Consider the following 19,617-nt stretch of genomic DNA (forward strand, 5'->3'; position numbering starts at 1 on the left):
CCGCCGAAGGGCGGACCCGGGGGCGCGGGGCTCGCGCAGCACGGGCCGTCCGCCGCCGTCGCGGGGCCCGGGAACCGGCTCCCGGGCGTCAGGGGTTGAGCGGGCGGGATCGGACAGGCAGGCTGGGGAGGGGCGGGCCCCAACCTCGGCGGTGGGGAGCGCGGGCGGGGGCGAGCGTGGTTGGATGCGGTCGTAGCGTGGAACACCGACCCGGGACACCGGGCCCGGAACGCCGTCCGAGGCGGGACGGGCACGGTGGCACGGGACTTGAGCGGACGACGACGGCAGGGACGAACGTGAGGATCTTCCACCGGGCACGGCACCGGCCGTCCGCCACCTGGCGGCAGACGACCGACCGGGCCTTCACGCTGATCGGCGACGGCCGCTACGAGGACGCCGGCGCGCTGCTGGTGATGGCCGCCGACCTGGAGCCGTGGCTCTCCGATTCCTGGTTCAACCTCGCCCTGCTGCACAAGTTCCGCCGGGACTGGGAGCAGGCCCGCTCGGCCGGCCTGCGCGCCGTCGCCCTGCTGGACCGCGAGCACGGCGCCCCGGACTGGTGGAACCTCGGCATCACCGCCACCGCCCTCCAGGACTGGCCGCTGGCCCGCCGCGCCTGGCAGGCGTACGGGCTGAAGCTGCCCGGCGGCCCCGGCGGGCAGCCGGACGGCCCGGTCAGCCTGGACCTCGGCACCACCCCGGTGCGGCTCTCCCCGGACGGCGAGTCCGAGGTGGTCTGGGGCCGCCGGCTGGACCCGGCCCGGATCGAGGTGCTGTCCATCCCGCTGCCCTCCTCCGGCCGCCGCTGGGGCGAGGTGGTGCTGCACGACGGCGCCCCGCACGGCGAGCGGGTCACCGACGGCGTCGCCTACCCGGTGTTCGACGAGATCGAGCTGTGGGCGCCCTCCCCGGTGCCGACCTACGTGGTGCTGCTCCAGGCCGCCACCGCCGGGGACCGGGACGCGCTGGAACGGCTGGTCGCCGACGCCGGCTACGCCGCCGAGGACTGGACCTCCTCGGTGCGGCTGCTGTGCCGCGCCTGCTCGGAGAGCCGGATGGCCTCGGACGACGGCGTCGCCGCCCACCACGACCCGCACGACGACGGCGACGCCGCCCACCCCGGCCACCTCAGCCACCTCAGCCAGGGCGGCGCGGCCGGGATGTCCTGGTTGGTCGAGCGCGAGTGCGGGATCGCCGCCCCGGCCCACCTCGTGCGCACCCTGCTGGACCGCTGGGTCGCGGCGGCCCCGGGAAGTCGGGCTTACCGGGATCTCGAAGAAGTGTGCTGAGTACCCTGGTGAGGTAACGCGTAGACCTACGGAAGCGGAAGACATGGCGGAGCAGGCCGAGCAGCACGAGCACGAGCACGACGTGGAGGGGACGGCGCCCGAGACGCCCGTGAAGGTGATCGGTGAGGAGCCCGACCTCAGCAAGGGCACCGCGCGCCCGATCACCGTCGTCGGCAACCCGGTGCTGCACCGGGAGGTCAAGGACGTCACCGCCTTCGACGGCGAGCTGTCCGCACTGATCGACGACATGTTCCAGTCCATGTACGCCGCCGAGGGCGTCGGCCTCGCCGCCAACCAGATCGGCGTCGACCTCAAGGTCTTCGTCTACGACTGCCCGGACGACGAGGGCGTGCGCCACATCGGCCACGTGATCAACCCCGTGCTGGAGGAGTACCCGGCCGACCGCCGCCGCGTCCTCGACGACGGCAACGAGGGCTGCCTCTCCGTCCCCACCGCCTACGCCGAGCTGGCCCGCCCGGACTGCGCCGCGGTCACCGGCGTCGACAAGGACGGCAAGCCGATACGCGTCGAGGGCACCGGCTTCTTCGCCCGCTGCCTCCAGCACGAGACCGACCACCTCTACGGCACCCTCTACATCGACAAGCTGTCGAAGCGGGACCGCAAGGACGCCCTGCGGCAGATGGCCGAGGGCACCCCGAAGTACGCGACCGTGCCGAACGCGTAAGGATCGAAACCGAGTTGGCAGGGCCGGTGCGGAAGTTCCGTACCGGCCCTGTGCGTTGTCCGCTCCGGCACGGAACAGCGGTGCCGGACGCGGGGATCAGGAACGGCCGGTGGCCGCCGGTTCCGTGTCGAAGGCCCGGAAGAGCGAGAGGTCGGGGGTGCGGCCGCGGATGGCGGTCCAGGCCTCGTGGAAGTCGCGCCGCACCCGGGACGGCGGCCAGGGGGTGGGCCGCAGCTCCGGGGGGAGGAGCGGGTCGCGCTCCAGGGCGTGGGTGAATGCCTCGGCCAGGCGCAGCGCGGTCGCGACCAGTTCGACGGGGCCGCGGTCGGGGCCGAGGGGCTCCTCGGCGAGCGCTTCGGCGAGCGGCTGGTAGGCCTCGACCGTCTCGGCCGAGGGCCAGAGGTGCTCCGCGGTGGCGGTGGGACCGGTGAAGCCCGGGCCGGTCAGACGGGTGGCCTCCGCCGTGATCAGGTAGGCGCCGACGGTCCGCGCGGAGGCCTCGACGGCGAGTTCGTCGAGGAGGTCGTGGGGGCTGACGTAGGCGCCGGGCGCGAGCGGGACGGCGCCGAGCCGGGTCAGCGCGGTGCGCAGGGCGTCGCGTTCCGACCGGTGCCGTTCGGGGACGGAGAAGGTGTAGAGGCGCCAGAGTCCGTCCCAGGGGACGAGACCGGCGTCCTGGGCGTAGGCGAGCGCGACGAACCGGACGTCGGTGTCCGAGCGGAGCCTGCCCGCGTCGGTCAGGACGAGACGGCCCTTGCGGCCCCGCCCCTCCTGGCGCAGGATGCCGGCCGCCTCCAGCCGGCGGACGGCCAGCCGGACCGGCTGGTCCGAGAGGCCGACCGCCGCGGCGACGTCGTAGACGTAGTCGAGTGCGGCTGTGCCCTGCGGGTCGAAGCAGGCCTCGACGACCGTTCGCGGTGCGGCTTTGTATGCGGACACGGGAGACCTCGGTTCTCGATCACGTGCCCCTGCGCGGGGCCGTCCGGTCAATCTGCCACACGGGAGCTCAGGCGCCTTCCCAGGGATAGCCGTGGCGGCGGAAGGCCGAGGCGATGGCCGCCTTCCCGCCTTCGACGTCGTCGTCGAAGAGGACGCGTCCGAGCGGTGACTCGATCCGCACCTTGCCGCCGTGGCGGAAGACGCCGCCGACCTGGTCGCGGGCGATCACCCGGCTGTCGTCGCCCTCGACGATGGTGATGCTCTCGTCCGAGATGCGCAGCGTGGCGGCGTGGTAGGTGACGAACATCCCGATCAGGAGCCCGACGGCGGCGAGCACCAGCGGCCGGCCGACCACCATGGCCGGGGAGGTGAACGAGCCCAGGAAACGGACGGTGTCCGCGTAGGGGATCGGGTGCCTGGCGGCGAACTGGAGCAGCCACGGGACGGCGAAGCCGAGGCCGGCGCCGACCGTGCCGCAGAAGACCCAGACGACCACCTTGGTGTCGAGGGGCATCCGGAGCTCGGTCGTGGCGGACTGGGCGCCGGTTTCTTTCATCATGAATACGACCGTAGCAGGGCCGATATATTTTGGCGATCGAGGAGAGGTCGGCTCCCTTGTCGGAGGTCGGGCCTAGGGTGGCCGACAAGATCATCGGGTGGTGGGGGTGCGGCGGTGAGCTGGTGGAACAGGAAGCCCGGCGAGGAGCGGGTGCGGTGGGTGCTCGACCCGCTGGTGGGGGTCGGGCCGCTGCGGTTCGGGATGAGCCCCGATGAGGTCGAGGAGGCTCTGGGGCAAGAGCCTGTCGAGCTCTCGTACGGCTGGGAGAGGTACGACGCGGGTGTGACCGCGATCTTCCGGGGAGGGCCGCGGCTCGTCGCGGTGGCGTTCGGCGCGCTGGACGGGCCGTCGGTGTGGCTGCGGGACATCGAGTTGACCGGCCGTGTTCCGTCCGAGGTGGGTGCGGACATCCGCGAACTCGCCGCCCGGGAGGGGGCCTTGGTGCGGGTGAACCGGAGCGGCGATCCCGAGGTGGCGGCATGGGGGGTGTCCCTGGGCGTCGAGCAGGACTGGCGTCCGTCGCCCAAGGGCGGCACGGGGCGAAACGACACGTTGCTCACCAGCGTCCTGATCACGGGCCCCGAGGTGGCCGAGGACCCGTACGGCTCCGAGCCGGTCGTCCGGTGGCGCGACGTCCGCGAGCTGGACGCGAACCCCGGGGCCTGGCCGGTGGCGGCTGACAGTGATCGGCCCCGCTGGGACTGGACACCCGCCGAGGGGGTGGGCCCGCTGCGGTTCGGGATGAGCCCACCCCAGGTGGCGGCCGTGTTGGACGGCGAATCGCCGGCCGCGCGCAGAGGACTCCACGCCTGGGCTTGGCAGGGGGTCGGACCGTGGTCCCTGGAAGAGGACCACTTCGACCGTGCCGGGGTGACCGCCCACTACTGGGGCCGTGAAGGCATTCCCACGCTGTCCGCCGTGACCGTGCACGGGCGCACCGGCCCCCAGGTGGAATTCGAGGGCATCCGTCTGACCGGCAGGGCGGTATCCGACGTCGACGCGGCCCTGGAGCAGATCGCCGCGGATCGCGGGACGCTCCTGAGGTTCACCCCTCGCGGAGACGGCGGGGTGGAGGGGACCAACATCTGGGTCGGGGCCGTCAGGGCCGGAGACACCGTGGTCAGCGAGGCCACCTTCTACACGCCGGACTGGGAGGGCGACTTCTGACGCCGTGCTGGTCCGTCCGCCGCGGCTGGGCAGGGGACGTCGGTCCAGATGCGGTTGGGGCACACGATCACGTAGTGGCCGGACCATCGGCTGTCGGAGACCCATCGGGACCACACCACGTCGGAGTGATCGGCCAGTTGGTCGAGCGCGTGCTGTCGGCGGGTGGAGAGCGGGAGCCAGGGGTCTCCGCCGGGCGCGTGCTCCGCGTAGCGTTGTACGAGCCAGTCGGCCGCATCGGCCGGTGTTGACCAGGTGCTCCGGACCTGGGCGGCGGGCCGCAGCAGCCACCAGCCTGTCATCAGAGGTGGCAGGTCGGAGTGGCCGAATTGTGCGCGGTCGATCGGTCGGCGCTCGGATTCCTTCGCCAGAAGCCGGCCGTCGCCGGCCCATTCGTAACCGTGGAAGTGCAACTGTGCTGCTCCTCGGTGTGGTTGGTGCCCCGGCCGCCCGCACGGAATTGCGGACGGCCGGGGTGGTTCGGGAGGTGTCAGGCGCGCAGGCCGAACCGAGCCGGGTCGATCCCGGCGTTGGTCAGCTCCTCGGCGGTGAAGAGCAGGGGCTCGCGGTCGGGACGCTTGCTGTCGCCGAGGGCGAAGACACCGTGCTGCACCAGCCCGAGGGTCACGCACGACTCGCCGTCGTCGCCCCCGCCCTGGTTGCCGCCGCACGCGCGGTTGAACTCGACTCGGGAGAGGTCGAGTTCGTACAGGTTGTGATCGGTCATCGTCTGCACCTTTCGGTATCGCTTCGGGGCGGCATGGAACGGCCCCGCCCCGCCCAGGACCTGGGCGGAAGAATGAGGGGAAGAGGTCGGCCCGGCAGCGCCGGAGGCCGATGCGGTGGTGAGCCGGCCGGCAGGCAAAGGTCCAACGCCCAGGTGGTCCCACCGAACCCGTGCGCGAGAAGTCGGACCGGCCGACTTCCCGCGTCGTGAGGCCCAGACGGATCTGGTGGCTGATGGGTCTTGTTCGACTTGTTCGGCGGCGTGACGGCTCTGCGCGCCACGGCCTTGGCCTCCTCGCCGGAAGCCTGTCGAAGCTTCCACAGCTCTGCCCCGAGTTCGGTAGCCCCCGCCCGGCGTGAATGCCGTTCGGGGGCGGGGGAGTTCAGGGCTGGTCGATGGTGGCGATGGTGATCGGGTGGGCGGTCCAGTCGGTCATCTCGCCGACGTAGAGGGTGGTGCTCCAGGTGTCGTTACGGCTGAGGCAGCGGGCGACGCCCTCGCCGCCGCCGGGTCCGATGCAGATCCGGATGAAGTCCCGGTGGGCCTCACGGATGGGGAGTTCGCGCACCCGCTCCCAGAGGACGGGGAGGGCGTGGTCGACGCTGGGGAAGTCGGTGGGGCGCATGATGCCGGCGATCCCGGCCCGGACGGCGCTCACGCGGCGCCCGCCTCGGGGGAGATGTGGCACCAGACGACCTTCCCGATCCCGCCCTCGCGCGGGCAGCAGCCCCACTGGGTGGCCAACTCCTGCACGAGGAACAGGCCTCGGCCGGTCTCGGAGGAGGTGGAGATGGGGCGGGGCGCGGGCTTCTCGCCGTCGGCGTCGTGCACCTCGATGCGGAGGGTGTCGTCCGGGGAGAGCTGGAAGCGGACGAGGATGTGCCGGTCGCGCGGGGCGCGGCAGTGCTGGATGGCGTTGGTGACCAGCTCGCTGACCAGCAACTCGCCGGTGGGGAGGAGGAGTTCGCCCGAGGGGTGGGGGAGGAGGAAGTCGTGGAGCTTCCGGCGGGCGGTTCGGGCGGACTTTCGGTGCCGGGTGAGCCGGCAGGTCTGCTCGATGGGGGAGGGGAAGACGGCTTCAGGCATGGCGGGGCCACCTCCGGTGGTGCGGGGTGAAGACAGCTGAAGAAGGCATGGGGATGCCCGGTGGTGAGCCCCACCGAAGTAACGCTGTGTGGCGGTACTCACTACGCCAGGTGGCATGCACCTGGATTGGTGCAACCTGCAAGCGAAACAACTGCAACGATGCAGATGTGGTTACGCTGGATTGACGAACCGTCACAAGGCACACTGTGGCCGTTAGGTGAGAGGACTTGCGCATGGCTGATGAATCGAAGCCGACTGTCCGCGCCCGGCGACTCGGCTCGGAACTTCGCCGCCTTCGCGAAGTTGCGGGCAAGGGGACGGAGGACGCGGCTCAGGCCCTCGCTTGTTCCCGCGCCAAGATCAGCCGCATAGAGACCGGGGTTTCGGGCGTTCGTCGGCTGGACCTCGGGATCCTGCTGGATCTGTACGGGGTGGGCGTCAGGGAGCGTGAAGCTCTGGAGAAGTTGTCGCGGGAGAGCAAGAAGCGCGGCTGGTGGCACGACTACGGCGACACCATCCCATCGGCGTATGTCGATGTTCTCGGGTTGGAAGATGATGCTCGCTACATCCGCATGTGGCAGACCATGGTTGTGCCGGGCTTGTTGCAGACGAAGCGCTACGCTCGCGCCCTACTTGAAGCCAACCCTGCTGCCGTCCGACCAGAGCGCATCGACCAGCTGGTCGAGATCCGTATGGAGCGGAAGGAAGTTCTCGCGAAGCCGGATCCGGCCCGATTCTGGGCGATCATCTGGGAGCCTGCGCTCAGGTGTCCGGTGGGAGGGGTGGAGGTTCACAAGGAGCAGTTGGAACATCTCGCGGAGATGGCGCAGCTCCCCAACGTCACCTTGCAAGTGGTGCCGCTGGAGGTCGGTGCTACTGCCGGCGCATGTGGAGCCTTCGTGATGTACGGCTTCTCTGACTCGCCTACTCCCGGAGCGGTCTTCCTGGAAACCCTGACAAGCAGCCATTATCTGGAGCAGCAAGGCGAACTGGATGGCTATGGGTTGGTCTTCGAATACTTGCGATCGGCCGCTCTGAACCCCAAGGAGTCGCTGGATATGATCGCGGCCATCGCGGCGGCGACATGACGATGAGATCAGAAGGGGTGTGAGCGCGTGACTGTGCCGGACAGTGCCACTCAGGGGTGGCGCAAGAGCAGCTATAGCGCCCAGGCGAACGAGTGCGTGGAGACCCGGCTGTTGATGGTGGGCGGGATGGCTGTTCGGGACTCGAAGGACTCAAGTGGGCCAGCTCTGGCGTTCACTGCCGATGCCTGGGCCGCGTTCGTTCGGGGCGTGAAGGCCGGAGAACTCTCGGATAGGTAGATACGTCTCGATCGCTTGAATGTGGCTGGGCTAGCGTCACTGGTCTGTGGAGGCGAGACGTGATCGCGGTGGGTCTCGGAGGCATCGTGTGGCGTAAGTCGTCGTACTCGGGCGCGCAGAGCGATTGCGTAGAAGTGGCCGAGGTCGTAGCCGTCCCTGAAGGTGAGTGGCGCAAGAGCAGTTACAGCGGGCAGGGCGGGAACTGTCTTGAGGCCCAGACCCGGTCGGCGGCAATGGCGGTCCGGGACTCGAAGGAGCCGGGTGGGCCGGCGCTGGTCTTCGCGGCCGATGCTTGGGCGTCCTTCCTCGCCGGGGTCAAGTCCGGGGAGTTTCCGACCGACTGAAACAACAGTGGTGCCCCGCACGGGCTGCGGCCGTGCGGGGCACCACTGTCGTATCCGACCTCTTAGAAGTCGTCGTCGAAGGCGACCGAGCCCTCGACGGCCACCTGGTACGCCGACACGCGACGCTCGAAGAAGTTGGTCAGCTCCTGGACGTTCTGGAGCTCCATGAAGCCGAACGGGTTGGCCGAGCCGTACCGGATCGGCAGGCCCAGGCGGGCCAGGCGCTGGTCGGCCACAGCCTGGAGGTACTCGCGCATCGAGGCGGTGTTCATGCCGGGCAGGCCGTCACCGCACAGGTCCTGGGCGAACTGGAGCTCGGCCTCGACGGCCTCCTCCAGCATCTCCGTGACCTGCTTGGCCATCTCGTCGTCGAAGAGGTCGGGCTCCTCCTCGCGCACGGTGTCGACGACCGACATCGCGAAGTCCATGTGCATGGACTCGTCGCGGAACACCCAGTTGGTGCCGGTGGCCAGGCCGTGCAGCAGACCGCGCGACCGGAACCAGTACACGTACGCGAACGCGCCGTAGAAGAACAGGCCTTCGACACACGCCGCGAAGCAGATCAGGTTCAGGAGGAAAGCGCGGCGGTCCTCCTTCGTCTGCAGCGAGTCGATGTGGTCGACCGCGTTCATGTACTTGAAGCAGAACTGGGCCTTCTGGCGGATGGAGGGGATGTTCTCCACCGCGGCGAAGGCCGCGTTGCGGTCCTCCGGGTCGGGCAGGTAGGTGTCCAGCAGCGTCAGGTAGAACTGGACGTGCACGGCCTCCTCGAACAGCTGCCGGCTCAGGTACAGCCGCGCCTCCGGGGAGTTGATGTGCTTGTAGAGGCTCAGCACCACGTTGTTGGAGACGATCGAGTCACCCGTGGCGAAGAACGCGACCAGCCGGCCGATCAGGTGGCGCTCGCCCTCACTGAGCTTCGCCAGGTCGGCGACGTCGGAGTGCAGGTCCACCTCCTCGACGGTCCAGGTGTTCTTGATCGCGTCGCGGTACCGGTCGTAGAACGACGGGTAGCGCATCGGGCGCAGGGTCAGCTCGAAGCCGGGGTCGAGCAGCATCTTGCGGTCTTCAGGGGTGCTCACTGGCAGGCCTCGCAGGACTCGGGGTTCTCCAGGGAGCAGGCGATGGCGGCTTCCTGCTCCGGGGTGAGGGAGGGGGTGTTCACGGGCACCGGCGCGGCGGCGCGGGCGGCACCCGGCGCGGCCTGGGCGATGCGGGTGGCCGGGCGCGAACGCAGGTAGTAGGTGGTCTTCAGACCGACCTTCCACGCGTAGGCGTACATCGAGCTGAGCTTGCCGATGGTCGGCGCCGCCATGAACAGGTTCAGGGACTGGCTCTGGTCCAGGTACGGCATGCGGGCGGCGGCCAGGTCGATCAGCGCGCGCTGCGGCAGCTCCCAGGCCGTCCGGTACAGCGAACGCACCTCGGCCGGCAGCCAGTTCAGCTCCTGGACCGAGCCGTTGGCGTCGCGCAGCGCGTCGCGGGTCTGCTGGTCCCAGACGCCGAGCTCCTTGAGCTCGCGCACCAGGTACGGGTTGACCTGGAGGAACTCGCCGGACAGCGTCTCGCGCTTGAACAGGTTGGACACCTGCGGCTCGATGCACTCGTACACGCCGGCGATGGACGCGATGGTCGCGGTCGGCGCGATGGCCAGCAGCAGCGAGTTGCGCAGGCCGGTCTCGGCGATCCGGGCGCGCAGCGCCGTCCAGCGGTCGGCCCACTGCGGGGCGGCCGTCGGGAAGTGGTCGATGTGCAGCTCGCCGCGGGCGGCGCGGGTCTCGCCGTACGCCTCGTGGCGGCCGAGCTGCTCGGCCAGGTCGGCGGAGCGCTCGTACGCGGTGAGCATGATGCGCTCGGCGATCAGCGTGGACAGCTGCTTCGCCTCGGCGGAGTCGAAGTCGAGCCGCAGCTTGAAGAAGACGTCCTGGAGGCCCATCACGCCCAGGCCGACCGGCCGCCAGCGGGAGTTGGACGTCCCGGCCTCGGTGGTCGGGTAGAAGTTGATGTCCACCACGCGGTCGAGGAAGGTGACGGCGGTGCGCACGGTGGCGTCCAGCCGCTCCCAGTCCATGGCGCCGAGCAGGTCGTCGGCGCAGGCCCCGGCGGCCACGTGGGCGCCGAGGTTGACCGAGCCCAGGTTGCAGACGGCGGTCTCGGAGTCGTCCGTGACCTCCAGGATCTCCGTGCACAGGTTGGAGGAGTGCACGGTGCGGCCCGGCAGAGCGGTCTGGTTGGCGGCGCGGTTGGAGGCGTCCTTGAAGGTCATCCAGCCGTTGCCGGTCTGCGCGAGGGTGCGCATCATGCGGGCGTACAGGGTCTGCGCCGGGATGGTGCGGACGGCCTTGCCGGCCAGCTCGGCCTTGCGGTACGCCTCGTCGAAGTCGGCGCCCCACAGGTCGACCAGCTCCGGCACGTCGGCCGGGGAGAACAGCGACCAGTCCTCGTTGGCGTTGACCCGGCGCATGAACTCGTCCGGGATCCAGTGCGCCAGGTTGAGGTTGTGGGTGCGGCGCGCCTCCTCGCCGGTGTTGTCGCGGAGCTCCAGGAACTCCTCGATGTCGGCGTGCCAGGTCTCCAGGTAGACGCACGCCGCGCCCTTGCGGCGGCCGCCCTGGTTGACGGCGGCGACGGAGGAGTCGAGGGTGCGCAGGAACGGCACGATGCCGTTGGACTTGCCGTTGGTGCCGCGGATCAGGCTGCCGCGCGAGCGGATGCGCGAGTAGGACAGGCCGATGCCGCCGGCGTGCTTGGACAGCCGGGCGATCTGCGCGTAGCGGTTGTAGATCGAGTCCAGGTTGTCCAGCGGGGAGTCGAGCAGGTAGCAGCTCGACATCTGCGGGTGGCGGGTGCCGGAGTTGAAGAGCGTCGGCGAGGAGGTCAGGTACTCCAGGCGGCTCATCAGGCCGTACAGCTCGGCCACCTCGCGCACCGACTGCTCGCTGTCGCCGACCGCCAGGCCACAGGCGACGCGGAGCAGGAAGTGCTGCGGGGTCTCGATCACCTTGCGGGTGATCGGGTGGCGCAGCAGGTAGCGGGACTGCACGGTGCGCAGGCCGAAGTACTCGAAGCGGTCGTCGCCCGCGGCGTCGATCAGCCCGTTAAGGGCGGCGGCGTGCTTGGCGACGAAGGCCGCGGTGGTGTCGCCGATCAGGCCCTCGGCGTGGCCGACGGCGATCGAGGCGGAGAAGGACACCGAGCCCTGGCTGGTCGCCTCGTCGACGATCTCCAGCGCGAGCAGGCGGGCGGCCAGCTTCGAGTACTGGGGGTCCTCGGCGATCATCGACGCGGCGGCGTCCACGGCCAGCCCGCGCAGCTCGGCGAAGTCCGAGCCGGCGTGGCGGCCGCGCAGCGCGGCGGCGGCGACATGGCCGGGGTCCACCTCGGTGAGGTCGGTGCTGCGGTCGGTGAGCAGCCGCAGCAGGGCGCCGCCGGGGTCGGAGACCGTCGGGTCGGTGAAGGCGGTACCGGAGCCCTGGGCGGGCAGGGTGGCTGAGGCGGCGATGGTCAAGGCGCTCTCTCCTGGCGGCGATCGGCGGCGGTGATCGGGGGTACCGGGCCGATCTGGGCAGGGGAGCACGGCGCGAACGCAGACGGCGTCGCGCGACGGTTACTCCCCGGCCCGCCCGCGAGGCCCGGAGGGGTACTGCTGGTGCCGGCGCGGCCTCTGCGGGAGGGCCGTGGCGCACGCTGTCCGGCAGGTAATCGGACTCGCGGGACGGCTGCTGGAGCCGCCCGCACACCGCTGCGGGGCAGTCCCGGATTCGCACCGGGTTCCCCTGCATCGACAGCAGGAGTGAGCATACATGTAGTGCCGCCAGACTGCGGCGGCACCATATGTTGTGCCTGTCGTGTCGCAGATGTGCGTGGGCCGGGCGGCCGGTCAGTGCTTGAGATAGACCTTGTACGTACTCGAATCGCCGGTCGGCGACGTGAACTGGGCGACCAGCCGGTAGTGCCCGGCGGCGGTCAGGGCCTCGCTCAGGGCCCGGTCGGTGGCCCTCGGCGCGGTGCTGTCGAGGACGACCATCGTGAACCAGCCGTCCCGGATCGCGGCCGCGCTGCCGTCGTCGCCGTGATGCTGGACCCCGGCCCCGTCGCGGTACTCCGTACCGGTGCGCGCGGAGACCCACTGCTCGGGCTTGGAGACGCTGCCGAGGTAGTACTCGGCGAGTCCGTCGACCTCGGTGAGGTAGCGGCCCTGGGGCTGCGTGTGGGCCCGCAGGACGGCCAGCAGACGGCCGGAGTCGGGCCCGTTCTGGTAGCGCAGGGCGGACTGCTCCAGGCCGAGGGCGAGCAGGGCGACCCACACCAGGATGCCGAGCTGGGGATGGCGGAAGTGGGCACCGACCAGCCGGGTCAGGCCGACCCCGGCGAGCGGGGCGGCGAGCAGCATGCCGTAGCCGAGGTGGCGGAACAGCGCGCCGGAGGTGCCGGTCCACAGGTGGGCGGCGGGGATCAGCAGGGCGGTGACGGTCAGGGTGGCCCCGAGCAGGGCGCGCCGGCTCCGGGAGGTGGGGAGGGCGTCCTTCTCCGGCGCGTCGTGCTCGTTCATCTGCTCGCGGCGCGCGTAGGCGATGGTGCCGGCCACCGCGAGGACGGTGAACAGACCGGCCCACTGGAGCGTGCCGAGCAGGATCGAGCCGGCAGAGCCGGGGGCGTTGCCGTGCGAGGGCGACCACCCGGCGACCTTGCCCAGGGTGCCGAACGGGAGCAGCAGGACGAGGGTGCCGAGGGCCGCCAGCAGCGCGCGCACGGCGGCCGGCCCGGCCCGGTGGTACGGCCGGGCGCAGGCGAAGGCGAGGGCGACCAGCGCGGGGACGGCGAAGGCCGCGGAGTAGGCCACGGCGCAGGCCAGTGCCGTGGGTGGGGCGGCGAGCAGGGCCAGGGCCGGGTGGCGGCGGGCGGTGAACACCGTGGTCCAGGCCGCGAGGGCGACCAGTAGTACGGCGAGGGACTCGGGCGCGGCGTAGAAGCCGACCACGACGGTGGACTGGAGGACGGCGTACACGGCTATGGCGCAGATGGCGACCCGCTCGTTGAACAGGCGCCTGGTCAGCGAGTACAGCAGCACCGTGGTGAGCAGCGCGAAGCCGAGGCTGAGCAGCCGGGTGCCCCAGATGCCGTTGGCGTCGGCGGCGGCGCCGGCCAGCGGCGGGTAGAGCCAGGGCGAGCCGTGCACCCGGTCGACGAGGTCGGTGGTGACCGGGGTGCCGTGCAGCAGGTGGGCCAGCTGCTGGCGCCCGGAGACCATGGCGGCGGCCTCGTCGGGGTGCGCGGCGGCCAGCAGGCGCAGCGAGAGCGCGGCCTGGACGGTCAGGACGGCGCCCAGCAGGCCGCGGGCGATCCAGCGGCGGCGGGGGCTGGGGCCCGGGTCCCAGCCGATCGCGGGGACCCGCGGGATGGTGTACGGGGCCAGCTCGACGCCGTCGGGGTTGTCCACCGCCACGGCCGTGCGGGGCCCGGCGGGGTCGGGGTCCGGTTCGGCGGTCGGACCGTGGGCGGGGCGGTCCTGGGCGGAGCGGCCGTGCGGGACGGGAGGGAAGTCGGATTCAGTGCTCATCAGGGGTTCCGGATGTCGAAGCCGTAACGGGGGTCGGACACGCGCTGCTTGAACGCGGCGAGGGTGTCCGGGACGGCCTCGACCCGCCAGTCCGCCCGCTTGACGATGTTGAACCAGACGAAGCCGACGATGTCGTCGTGCGCCTCCAGCCCGGAGAACAGCTGGTCGATGTCCGCGTGCTGGCGCTTGCCCTGCTCGGAGGCGGTCTCGCTGATGAAGAAGGGCTTGTTGGAGAAGGTGCGGATCTCGGCCATGGTCGGCCCGTAGAGGGCGTCGAAGGTCTTCGGCCCGGTGCGGGTGAAGTAGCCGGTCATGCCGGCCCAGTCGACGTAGGTGTCGCCGGGGTAGTACGGCGCCAGGCGGGTGTTGGGTGCGGGGTCGGTGATGTTGGGACTCCAGACCCAGATCACGTTGGTGGCGCCGGCCTGGTCGAAGAGGTCGTGGACGTGGCGCCAGGCGGCCACGAAGTCCTGGGGGGTGGCGGCCTGACGGCCCCACGGGTACCAGTCGCCGTTCATCTCGTGGGCGATGCTGATGGCGATCGGCAGGTTGAGCTTGGCGACGGCCTTGGCGACGCCGCGCACGTAGTCGTCGGTGTCGCCGGCCGCGATCGAGGCGAGCGAGCGGTCGTGCGGCTCCCAGGCCATGAAGGGCAGTGCCCCGGCCTCGTGGATCCGGCGCACGCCGGCGGTGTCGAAGCCGCCCTTCCAGTGGGCGTAGTACTCCAGGACGTTGGGCTGCTTGCCGATCGCGGAACTGTAGCCGGGCAGCGCGTCCATCGTGGCGGGGACGTCGGGCAGGGCGGCGCCGAGGTACTTGTGGCTCGGCTTGAGCAGCGGCGTGACGTCGTACGGGACGCCGGACGGCAGGGCCTTGGGCTGGGCGGGCACCGCCGGTGCGGCGCCGCCGGGGGTCGCGCCGGGAGCGGTGGGGGCGGCCTGGGCCAGGTCCTTCTGCATCGCGAAGCCGGGATCCTCGGGGCCGCACGCGGTGACGAGCAGCAGGCCGGCGGCGGTCAGCAGCGGGAGCGCCATCCGGCGACGGAGCCGGCCGGCCCGCCGGAGGTGGGCGGTCATGGCGATCACTCTGCTTCCGTGGGGCGTGGCTGGACGAGGACCCGGCCCACGATGGTGGCGTAGAAGAGGCCGGAGGCGAGGACGAGGGCGAAGTTCAGCGGTCCCATGGTGAGCATCCGCCAGATGCTCAGCAGCACCCAGAGCAGGGCCGTTCCGCCGCCCCAGGCGATGACGCCGATCCAGAACCGACGGGTCTTGTTCCTCTTGGCGCCGCTGGAGCCGGTCGGCTGCCAGGCCATCCGGTTGCGGCGCACGATGTCCCAGATGGCGAAGACGTGCGCCCAGCCGTACATCATGCGGGCGGCCCAGGCCTCCAGCCGGTAGGGGTTGCGGTGCCAGAGCGGGAAGATGATCGTCGCGTAGAGCAGGCCGGGCAGCACCAGCGCGGTGTTCTCCCAGCGGATCAGGTCGGGGCGGGCGAGCAGCAGGACGATCGGTATGAGGGGTGAGACGACGGTGAACAGCGCCGTGTGGATGTAGTAGAAGAAGCCGGACAGGTAGCAGGCCCGGGTGACCGGCCGCAGTTTGGTCTGCCAGAACTTCTTGCTGCCGAGCAGGCTCATCGAGCCGGTGCACCAGCGGTACTGCTGGTTGAAGAAGCCGCCCACGTTGTCCGGGCAGACGCCGGTGGCCAGCGCGACGGGAATGTACTGGAGGTCCCAGCCGAGGCGGCGCAGGTCGAAGCCGGTGTGCACGTCCTCGGAGTGGCCGATCAGCGTGGTGCCGCCGTTCTCCTCCAGTGCCGCGCGCCGGTAGATCGCGCAACTGCCCACGCAGATGGCGCCGTCGTTGCGCTGCCGGGAGACCTGGACGGTCCGGTAGAACAGCTCCTGGACGGCCCCGGCGCCGCGCTCGATCCAGTTCTGCGAGTCGAGGATGCGGAAGAACTGCGGGGACTGGACGATGCCGAGGCGCGGGTTGGCCTCCATGTAGGGGAGCATCTCGTTCAGCAGGTCCGGTCGGGGCGCGAAGTCGGCGTCCAGGATGAGGACGTAGTCGCTGTCGGAGTTGCGGAAGCCGAACTGGAGGTTGCCGGCCTTCTTGAACCAGCCGAGCCTGTCGCGGGTGCCGTACACGAACTCGAAGTCGACGGCCATCTGCGCGAGCTGCGGGCTGTTGCTGTCGTCGAGGACGTACGGGGTGACCTCGCCCGGGTACTGGTCGCGCAGCCGGGCGACGTGCGTCCAGGTGTTGTGCAGCACCTCGATCGGCTCGCCGGCGACGGGCAGGAAGATGTCGACGGTCGGATAGCGCTCGGGCTGCCAGGACTTGACCAGGGCCCGGTGGGCGGAGAGGTCGAAGGTCTCGTTGAAGCCGTGCACCCAACGGGAGATCAGGTAGTAGACGATGGTGAAGGCGAGCGGCGGAACGAAGAAGAGGAACCACGGCGTCGCGCTCAGCAGCCCGATCTCGCTGGCCACCATGCAGGCGAAGCTGATGAGGGAGAAGCAGGTCAGCACCCACAGGTTGGTGCGGGCGTAGAGGTACTTCTCGGTGTTGTCCGGGGGTTGGGGGAGCAGGCCCCACCGGTTGCGGGCGGCCGGGTCGCGCCGGCTGCGGCGTCGTGAGACCGGCGGTTGACCGCCTCCCGCGAGTCGCGCGCTCTCGGTGACAGTCACGTGCTCTACTCCCCCGAAGCCGTACTGAGTCTGAACCGTCCCCGCCCGGCGGCCGTTGTCGCTCGGGCACCAGGGGACGCCAGGATCGTACGGGACCGATCGCACGGAGTTCGCTCCCCCCTCTTCCGTCAGCCACCAGGAACCGATATCGAGTTCCGATCGTGATGTGAACGAGGGTGCGGCCGGAGCGCTTGTGTACGGTTGTCCGCTCGACGGGCGAGGACGGTTCGGGGAAGAGTGATGATCATCGAGGACGGCACGGCCGGGCGCTTGGCGCGGGGCCTGCGGGCGGTCACCGCGTTCGGTGCGGTCGCCGCGATGCTGGCCGGGTGCAGCGGCGAGGTCGGGGCGGTGGAGCCGCCGGCCGCCACGACGGTGGCGTCCGGGCCGGGTCTCTGCTCGACCGCGCAGGAGCCGTTCCCCAAGCTGGCGTTGGACGGCGGCGCCAAGGTCCTCGAACCGAACCCGTGGAACACCGCCGGCACCGTCTGTGTGGACCCGGTCGGGGACAGCGGGTTCACGCTGTCCCGGACCGACGACTTCGTTCCGAAGAACCCGCTCGCCCCGGGCGCCTACCCCAACGTCTCCACGGCCCCGGGCGCGAGCGGACTGCCGGTGCCGGTCAGCGCACTCGGCGACGCCACCGCCGACTGGGACGCCAACGGCCGGGTGAGCGGCTCCTTCAACCTCTCCTTCGACCTCTGGTACGGCTCCAGCCCGGACAACTGCCTCCCGGGGGAGAGCGCCGAGGTGATGATCTGGCTGGACGCCACCGACAACGTGCGGCCCGCCGGTGACAAGGTGGCGGACGCCCTGCCCTTCGGCGACGCCGGCTACCACGTCTACCAGGCGCCGATCACCGGCCCGCACAGCGTGATCAGCTACGTCCGCACGGCACCCACCCACACCACCCGCGGCCTCAACCTGCGGTTGTTCACCGCCGACGCGATGGCCCGCGGGTACGTCCCCAAGGGCTCCTACCTGTGCCGGGTGCAGGCGGGCTTCGAGGTCTGGAGCGGCGGGACCGGCCTGCGCAGCAACTCCTTCGCCTTCCACAACCGGGTCGGCCTGCCGGCCGGCGAGGTCCCGGCGGGCGCTCCGGGGATCTGCCTGCGGCACGGCGGCGGCGGGATCGCCGGAACGCCGGTGACCGTCGGATCCTGCGGCGACCAGGCCGTCTCGACCGGGTGGACGGTGGGCAACGACGGTTCGCTGCGCGGCGGAGCAGCCTGCCTGGCGCCGGCCGCCGACCGCTCCTCGGTGACGCTGGCCGAGTGCACCGGCGGCCCTGCGCAGCGCTGGGTCACCGCCCCCGGGCAGCGGTTGAAGCACCAGGACACCGGGCTGTGCCTGGGCACCGCAGGCGGGGCGCTCGCGGACGGTACGGCGGTGCTCCTGAGGCCGTGCGCGGACACCGTCTCGCAGCGCTGGAAGCTGCCGTACAACGGAACTGCGTGAGCCGGCGTCGCGCGCGGGAAACCGCAGCCGCATTGACGTTTCGTCCGCGCACCCCCCATGGGCGTGGCGGGGTGGATGCCCTAGCATTCGGGCCATGAGCGATCGACCGGTACCGAGTGGCGAGCCGGGCCAGCCCCCCACGCCACCGCAGCAGGCACCGGCCGGGGGGGCCGCTCCGGCCACCGGTGTGCCACCGCAGTCCCCGAGCGGAGCCTTCGGCCCCGCGTCCGGCTACGGGCCTTCGCCCGCTGCGCCCGTGCAGCCCCAGCAGATGACGCCGTATCCGGCCGCGCAGCCGGTGCCGCCGGTGCCGCATCCGGGCGGGGGACCCGCCCCGCTGGTGCCGGGGCCGGTGCAGCCGGCTCCGGTGGCGGCGCAGCAGGCACAGCCCGTCCAGCAGCACCCCGTACAGCCGCAGCCGGTTCCGCCGCAGGTGCCGATGCCGCAGCCCGGCCCGCCCGTCGGTCAGCAGCCCTTCCCGCCGGGCGCGCAGCCGGCCCAGCCCGTGGCGCACTGGCAGCAGCAGGGCGGCTTCCAGCCGCCGGTTCCGCCGTCCGGCACGCCGGTCTCCCAGTCCGCCACACCGGACTGGGAGGCGCTGGCCGAGCAGAACGAGCAGTCCGCCAAGCGCGGCCGCCGGCGCAAGCTGATCGGCGTGGTGACCGCCGTGGTCGTGGTGGCCGCCGCCGGTGGCGGTGGGTACTGGTACTACCAGCACGGCCAGGAGAAGAAGCCGGTGGCCCAGGGCACCGGCCAGCCGAGCCCGACGGTCTCCGGTCCGTCCAGTATGACGAGCGCGCCGCCGGTCAAGGGCATCGACAGCCCGCCGACCGTCGGCTCGCTGCCCGCCAAGAAGGGCTCGGCCGCGCTCAACCTGGGCGCCGACGCCAAGCAGGGGACGATGACCGGCTTCTCCGGGCAGGTCCTCAAACTGCCCAGCGGCCAGGACTCGTTCGCCTCGACGTCCACCCCGGTCGTCGACGTGAGCAAGAGCTTCACCGTCTCCGCGCGGGTGCTGGTCGACGTGCCCAACGGCAACCGCAGCGCGGTCAGCCAGGGCGACGGCCAGTACTACTCGTACTCGCTGGGCCGGGCCAACAACAACGGGCACGACCAGTGGTACTTCAAGGTCCAGGTGCCGGGCGGCGGTTCGGCGGTCGCCTGGTCCAAGGGCGATGCCACGGTCAACCAGTGGGTGCTGCTGACCGGCGTGTACGACGACCCGTCCGGTCAGATCACCCTGTACGTCAACGGCGCTCCGCAGTCCTCGGCCAAGTCGGCCGGGGTGCCGCCGAGCGGCGGCAACACCCTTCAGGTCGGCCGGCTGAGCTCCAACTCGCAGTGGGCCGACCCTTGGCACGGCGCAGTCGCCGACATCCAGGTGTGGGACCAGGTGCTGCCCGAGGCCGACGTCGTCAAGATCGTGGCCGGTCCGAGCTCGCCTCCGTCCGTCGCGCCGACCGGTGCCTGGCTCGGCGGCTGAGCCCGTCGGGGCGGGTTCCGCGGGCCGGTGAGGACGACCCGCAGGACCCGCCGCAGGGCCGACCGGCCCTCGTGAACGTCCGGCCGCCGCCCCCGGCAGTGTGGGGCGGCGGCCGAAGCGCGCCCCGGGGCGTGGGCTCCAGGGCCCGTCCGGATGCGAAGTCCCAGATGAGGAGCAGTACTGATGAGCGCGGACGGCCGCTGGATCCGGCCCGAGTCCACCCGCAAGCCCGTCCTCGGCGGGGCCAGGCCGGCTGGAGTGGCCCTCGGCGAGCGCGACCGGGCGGCCACCGGGACGGCGCAG

The 19,617-nt window shown here is 71.3% G+C and carries 19 protein-coding genes and 1 riboswitch; of the genes, 8 read left to right on the plus strand and 11 right to left on the minus strand.

Features of this window, described 5'->3' with window-relative positions; genetic code table 11:
• Positions 1 to 296 precede the first annotated feature (296 nt).
• Positions 297 to 1,289: a hypothetical protein gene (locus KS423_RS15905; protein ID WP_224279740.1), complete on the plus strand. Its 993-nt coding sequence runs from the start codon at positions 297 to 299 to the stop codon at positions 1,287 to 1,289.
• Positions 1,290 to 1,332: 43 nt separating this feature from the next.
• Complete coding sequence (gene def, locus KS423_RS15910) at positions 1,333 to 1,974, plus strand: peptide deformylase (protein WP_224279742.1); 642 nt, start codon at positions 1,333 to 1,335, stop codon at positions 1,972 to 1,974.
• Positions 1,975 to 2,070: 96 nt separating this feature from the next.
• On the opposite strand, the gene KS423_RS15915 is transcribed toward def, so the two are convergent.
• Positions 2,071 to 2,913, minus strand: coding sequence for a PaaX family transcriptional regulator C-terminal domain-containing protein (locus KS423_RS15915; protein WP_224279744.1), 843 nt, complete (start codon positions 2,911 to 2,913; stop codon positions 2,071 to 2,073).
• 67 nt (positions 2,914 to 2,980) lie between these two features.
• Positions 2,981 to 3,472 carry a hypothetical protein gene (locus KS423_RS15920; RefSeq protein WP_224279746.1) on the minus strand — a complete coding sequence of 164 codons (492 nt, stop codon included), beginning with the start codon at positions 3,470 to 3,472 and terminating at the stop codon, positions 2,981 to 2,983.
• 114 nt (positions 3,473 to 3,586) lie between these two features.
• Here KS423_RS15920 and KS423_RS15925 point away from each other — a divergent pair, with 114 nt between their 5' ends.
• The gene (locus KS423_RS15925; RefSeq protein WP_224279748.1) at positions 3,587 to 4,639 is read left to right on the plus strand and encodes a hypothetical protein; all 1,053 of its coding nucleotides are present in this window, start codon (positions 3,587 to 3,589) and stop codon (positions 4,637 to 4,639) included.
• On the opposite strand, the gene KS423_RS15930 is transcribed toward KS423_RS15925, so the two are convergent.
• The 4 genes from KS423_RS15930 to KS423_RS15945 all read right to left on the minus strand — a co-directional run bounded on the left by KS423_RS15930 (position 4,609) and on the right by KS423_RS15945 (position 6,449).
• Positions 4,609 to 5,049 carry a hypothetical protein gene (locus KS423_RS15930; protein ID WP_224279750.1) on the minus strand — a complete coding sequence of 147 codons (441 nt, stop codon included), beginning with the start codon at positions 5,047 to 5,049 and terminating at the stop codon, positions 4,609 to 4,611. The two genes, KS423_RS15925 and KS423_RS15930, sit on opposite strands and share 31 nt — an antisense overlap.
• 77 nt (positions 5,050 to 5,126) lie before the next feature.
• Positions 5,127 to 5,363, minus strand: a complete 237-nt coding sequence (locus KS423_RS15935) for a DUF397 domain-containing protein (RefSeq protein ID WP_224279752.1) — start codon at positions 5,361 to 5,363, stop codon at positions 5,127 to 5,129.
• A gap of 382 nt (positions 5,364 to 5,745) precedes the next feature.
• The gene (locus tag KS423_RS15940; RefSeq protein WP_224279754.1) at positions 5,746 to 6,021 is read right to left on the minus strand and encodes a hypothetical protein; all 276 of its coding nucleotides are present in this window, start codon (positions 6,019 to 6,021) and stop codon (positions 5,746 to 5,748) included.
• A complete protein-coding gene (locus KS423_RS15945; protein WP_224279756.1) occupies positions 6,018 to 6,449 on the minus strand; it encodes an anti-sigma regulatory factor in 432 nt (143 codons plus the stop codon). The genes KS423_RS15940 and KS423_RS15945 overlap by 4 nt, the downstream gene beginning before the upstream one ends.
• 233 nt (positions 6,450 to 6,682) lie before the next feature.
• On the opposite strand from KS423_RS15945, the gene KS423_RS15950 reads away from it, so the two are divergent.
• The 3 genes from KS423_RS15950 to KS423_RS15960 are packed head-to-tail and all read left to right on the plus strand — an operon-like array spanning position 6,683 to position 8,118.
• Positions 6,683 to 7,537 (plus strand): helix-turn-helix transcriptional regulator, encoded by an 855-nt coding sequence (locus tag KS423_RS15950; protein ID WP_224279758.1) that lies wholly within the window; start codon positions 6,683 to 6,685, stop codon positions 7,535 to 7,537.
• A 33-nt stretch (positions 7,538 to 7,570) separates the two neighbouring features.
• Entirely contained in the window at positions 7,571 to 7,774 is a 204-nt protein-coding gene (locus KS423_RS15955; RefSeq protein WP_224279775.1) for a DUF397 domain-containing protein, read from the plus strand.
• A gap of 59 nt (positions 7,775 to 7,833) precedes the next feature.
• On the plus strand, positions 7,834 to 8,118 hold the full coding sequence (locus KS423_RS15960) for a DUF397 domain-containing protein (protein WP_224279760.1): 285 nt from the start codon (positions 7,834 to 7,836) through the stop codon (positions 8,116 to 8,118).
• 62 nt (positions 8,119 to 8,180) lie between these two features.
• Here the strand turns inward: KS423_RS15960 and KS423_RS15965 are convergent, their stop codons facing one another.
• The 5 genes from KS423_RS15965 to KS423_RS15985 all read right to left on the minus strand — a co-directional run bounded on the left by KS423_RS15965 (position 8,181) and on the right by KS423_RS15985 (position 16,178).
• Positions 8,181 to 9,176 carry a ribonucleotide-diphosphate reductase subunit beta gene (locus tag KS423_RS15965; protein ID WP_224279777.1) on the minus strand — a complete coding sequence of 332 codons (996 nt, stop codon included), beginning with the start codon at positions 9,174 to 9,176 and terminating at the stop codon, positions 8,181 to 8,183.
• A gap of 20 nt (positions 9,177 to 9,196) precedes the next feature.
• Positions 9,197 to 11,626: a ribonucleoside-diphosphate reductase subunit alpha gene (locus tag KS423_RS15970; RefSeq protein ID WP_374119962.1), complete on the minus strand. Its 2,430-nt coding sequence runs from the start codon at positions 11,624 to 11,626 to the stop codon at positions 9,197 to 9,199.
• Positions 11,627 to 11,793: 167 nt separating this feature from the next.
• Positions 11,794 to 11,952, minus strand: a riboswitch (cobalamin riboswitch).
• 46 nt (positions 11,953 to 11,998) lie between these two features.
• A complete protein-coding gene (locus tag KS423_RS15975) occupies positions 11,999 to 13,678 on the minus strand; it encodes a glycosyltransferase family 39 protein (protein WP_224279762.1) in 1,680 nt (559 codons plus the stop codon).
• Positions 13,678 to 14,754, minus strand: a complete 1,077-nt coding sequence (locus tag KS423_RS15980) for a glycoside hydrolase family 26 protein (RefSeq protein WP_224279764.1) — start codon at positions 14,752 to 14,754, stop codon at positions 13,678 to 13,680. The genes KS423_RS15975 and KS423_RS15980 overlap by 1 nt, the downstream gene beginning before the upstream one ends.
• Before the next feature lie 5 nt (positions 14,755 to 14,759).
• Positions 14,760 to 16,178, minus strand: a complete 1,419-nt coding sequence (locus KS423_RS15985) for a glycosyltransferase family 2 protein (protein ID WP_224279780.1) — start codon at positions 16,176 to 16,178, stop codon at positions 14,760 to 14,762.
• A gap of 435 nt (positions 16,179 to 16,613) precedes the next feature.
• Here KS423_RS15985 and KS423_RS15990 point away from each other — a divergent pair, with 435 nt between their 5' ends.
• Positions 16,614 to 17,831 (plus strand): ricin-type beta-trefoil lectin domain protein, encoded by a 1,218-nt coding sequence (locus tag KS423_RS15990; RefSeq protein WP_224279765.1) that lies wholly within the window; start codon positions 16,614 to 16,616, stop codon positions 17,829 to 17,831.
• A gap of 271 nt (positions 17,832 to 18,102) precedes the next feature.
• Positions 18,103 to 19,314 (plus strand): LamG domain-containing protein, encoded by a 1,212-nt coding sequence (locus tag KS423_RS15995; RefSeq protein WP_224279773.1) that lies wholly within the window; start codon positions 18,103 to 18,105, stop codon positions 19,312 to 19,314.
• The last annotated feature ends 303 nt before the right edge of the window (positions 19,315 to 19,617 follow it).

It is taken from the genome of Streptomyces sp. LS1784, from assembly GCF_020103755.1.
Lineage (GTDB): Bacteria > Actinomycetota > Actinomycetes > Streptomycetales > Streptomycetaceae > Kitasatospora.

Bases quoted from the DNA above. Each gene is read 5' to 3' on its own strand.
- KS423_RS15950 (WP_224279758.1), top strand. From the start codon at position 6,683: ATGGCTGATGAATCGAAGCCGACTGTCCGCGCCCGGCGACTCGGCTCG.
- KS423_RS15980 (WP_224279764.1), bottom strand. From the start codon at position 14,754: ATGACCGCCCACCTCCGGCGGGCCGGCCGGCTCCGTCGCCGGATGGCG.
- KS423_RS15965 (WP_224279777.1), bottom strand. From the start codon at position 9,176: ATGCTGCTCGACCCCGGCTTCGAGCTGACCCTGCGCCCGATGCGCTAC.
- KS423_RS15995 (WP_224279773.1), top strand. From the start codon at position 18,103: ATGACGCCGTATCCGGCCGCGCAGCCGGTGCCGCCGGTGCCGCATCCG.
- KS423_RS15945 (WP_224279756.1), bottom strand. From the start codon at position 6,449: ATGCCTGAAGCCGTCTTCCCCTCCCCCATCGAGCAGACCTGCCGGCTC.
- KS423_RS15975 (WP_224279762.1), bottom strand. From the start codon at position 13,678: ATGAGCACTGAATCCGACTTCCCTCCCGTCCCGCACGGCCGCTCCGCC.
- KS423_RS15920 (WP_224279746.1), bottom strand. From the start codon at position 3,472: ATGATGAAAGAAACCGGCGCCCAGTCCGCCACGACCGAGCTCCGGATG.
- def (WP_224279742.1), top strand. From the start codon at position 1,333: ATGGCGGAGCAGGCCGAGCAGCACGAGCACGAGCACGACGTGGAGGGG.
- KS423_RS15990 (WP_224279765.1), top strand. From the start codon at position 16,614: ATGATCATCGAGGACGGCACGGCCGGGCGCTTGGCGCGGGGCCTGCGG.
- KS423_RS15985 (WP_224279780.1), bottom strand. From the start codon at position 16,178: ATGGTGGCCAGCGAGATCGGGCTGCTGAGCGCGACGCCGTGGTTCCTC.
- KS423_RS15935 (WP_224279752.1), bottom strand. From the start codon at position 5,363: ATGACCGATCACAACCTGTACGAACTCGACCTCTCCCGAGTCGAGTTC.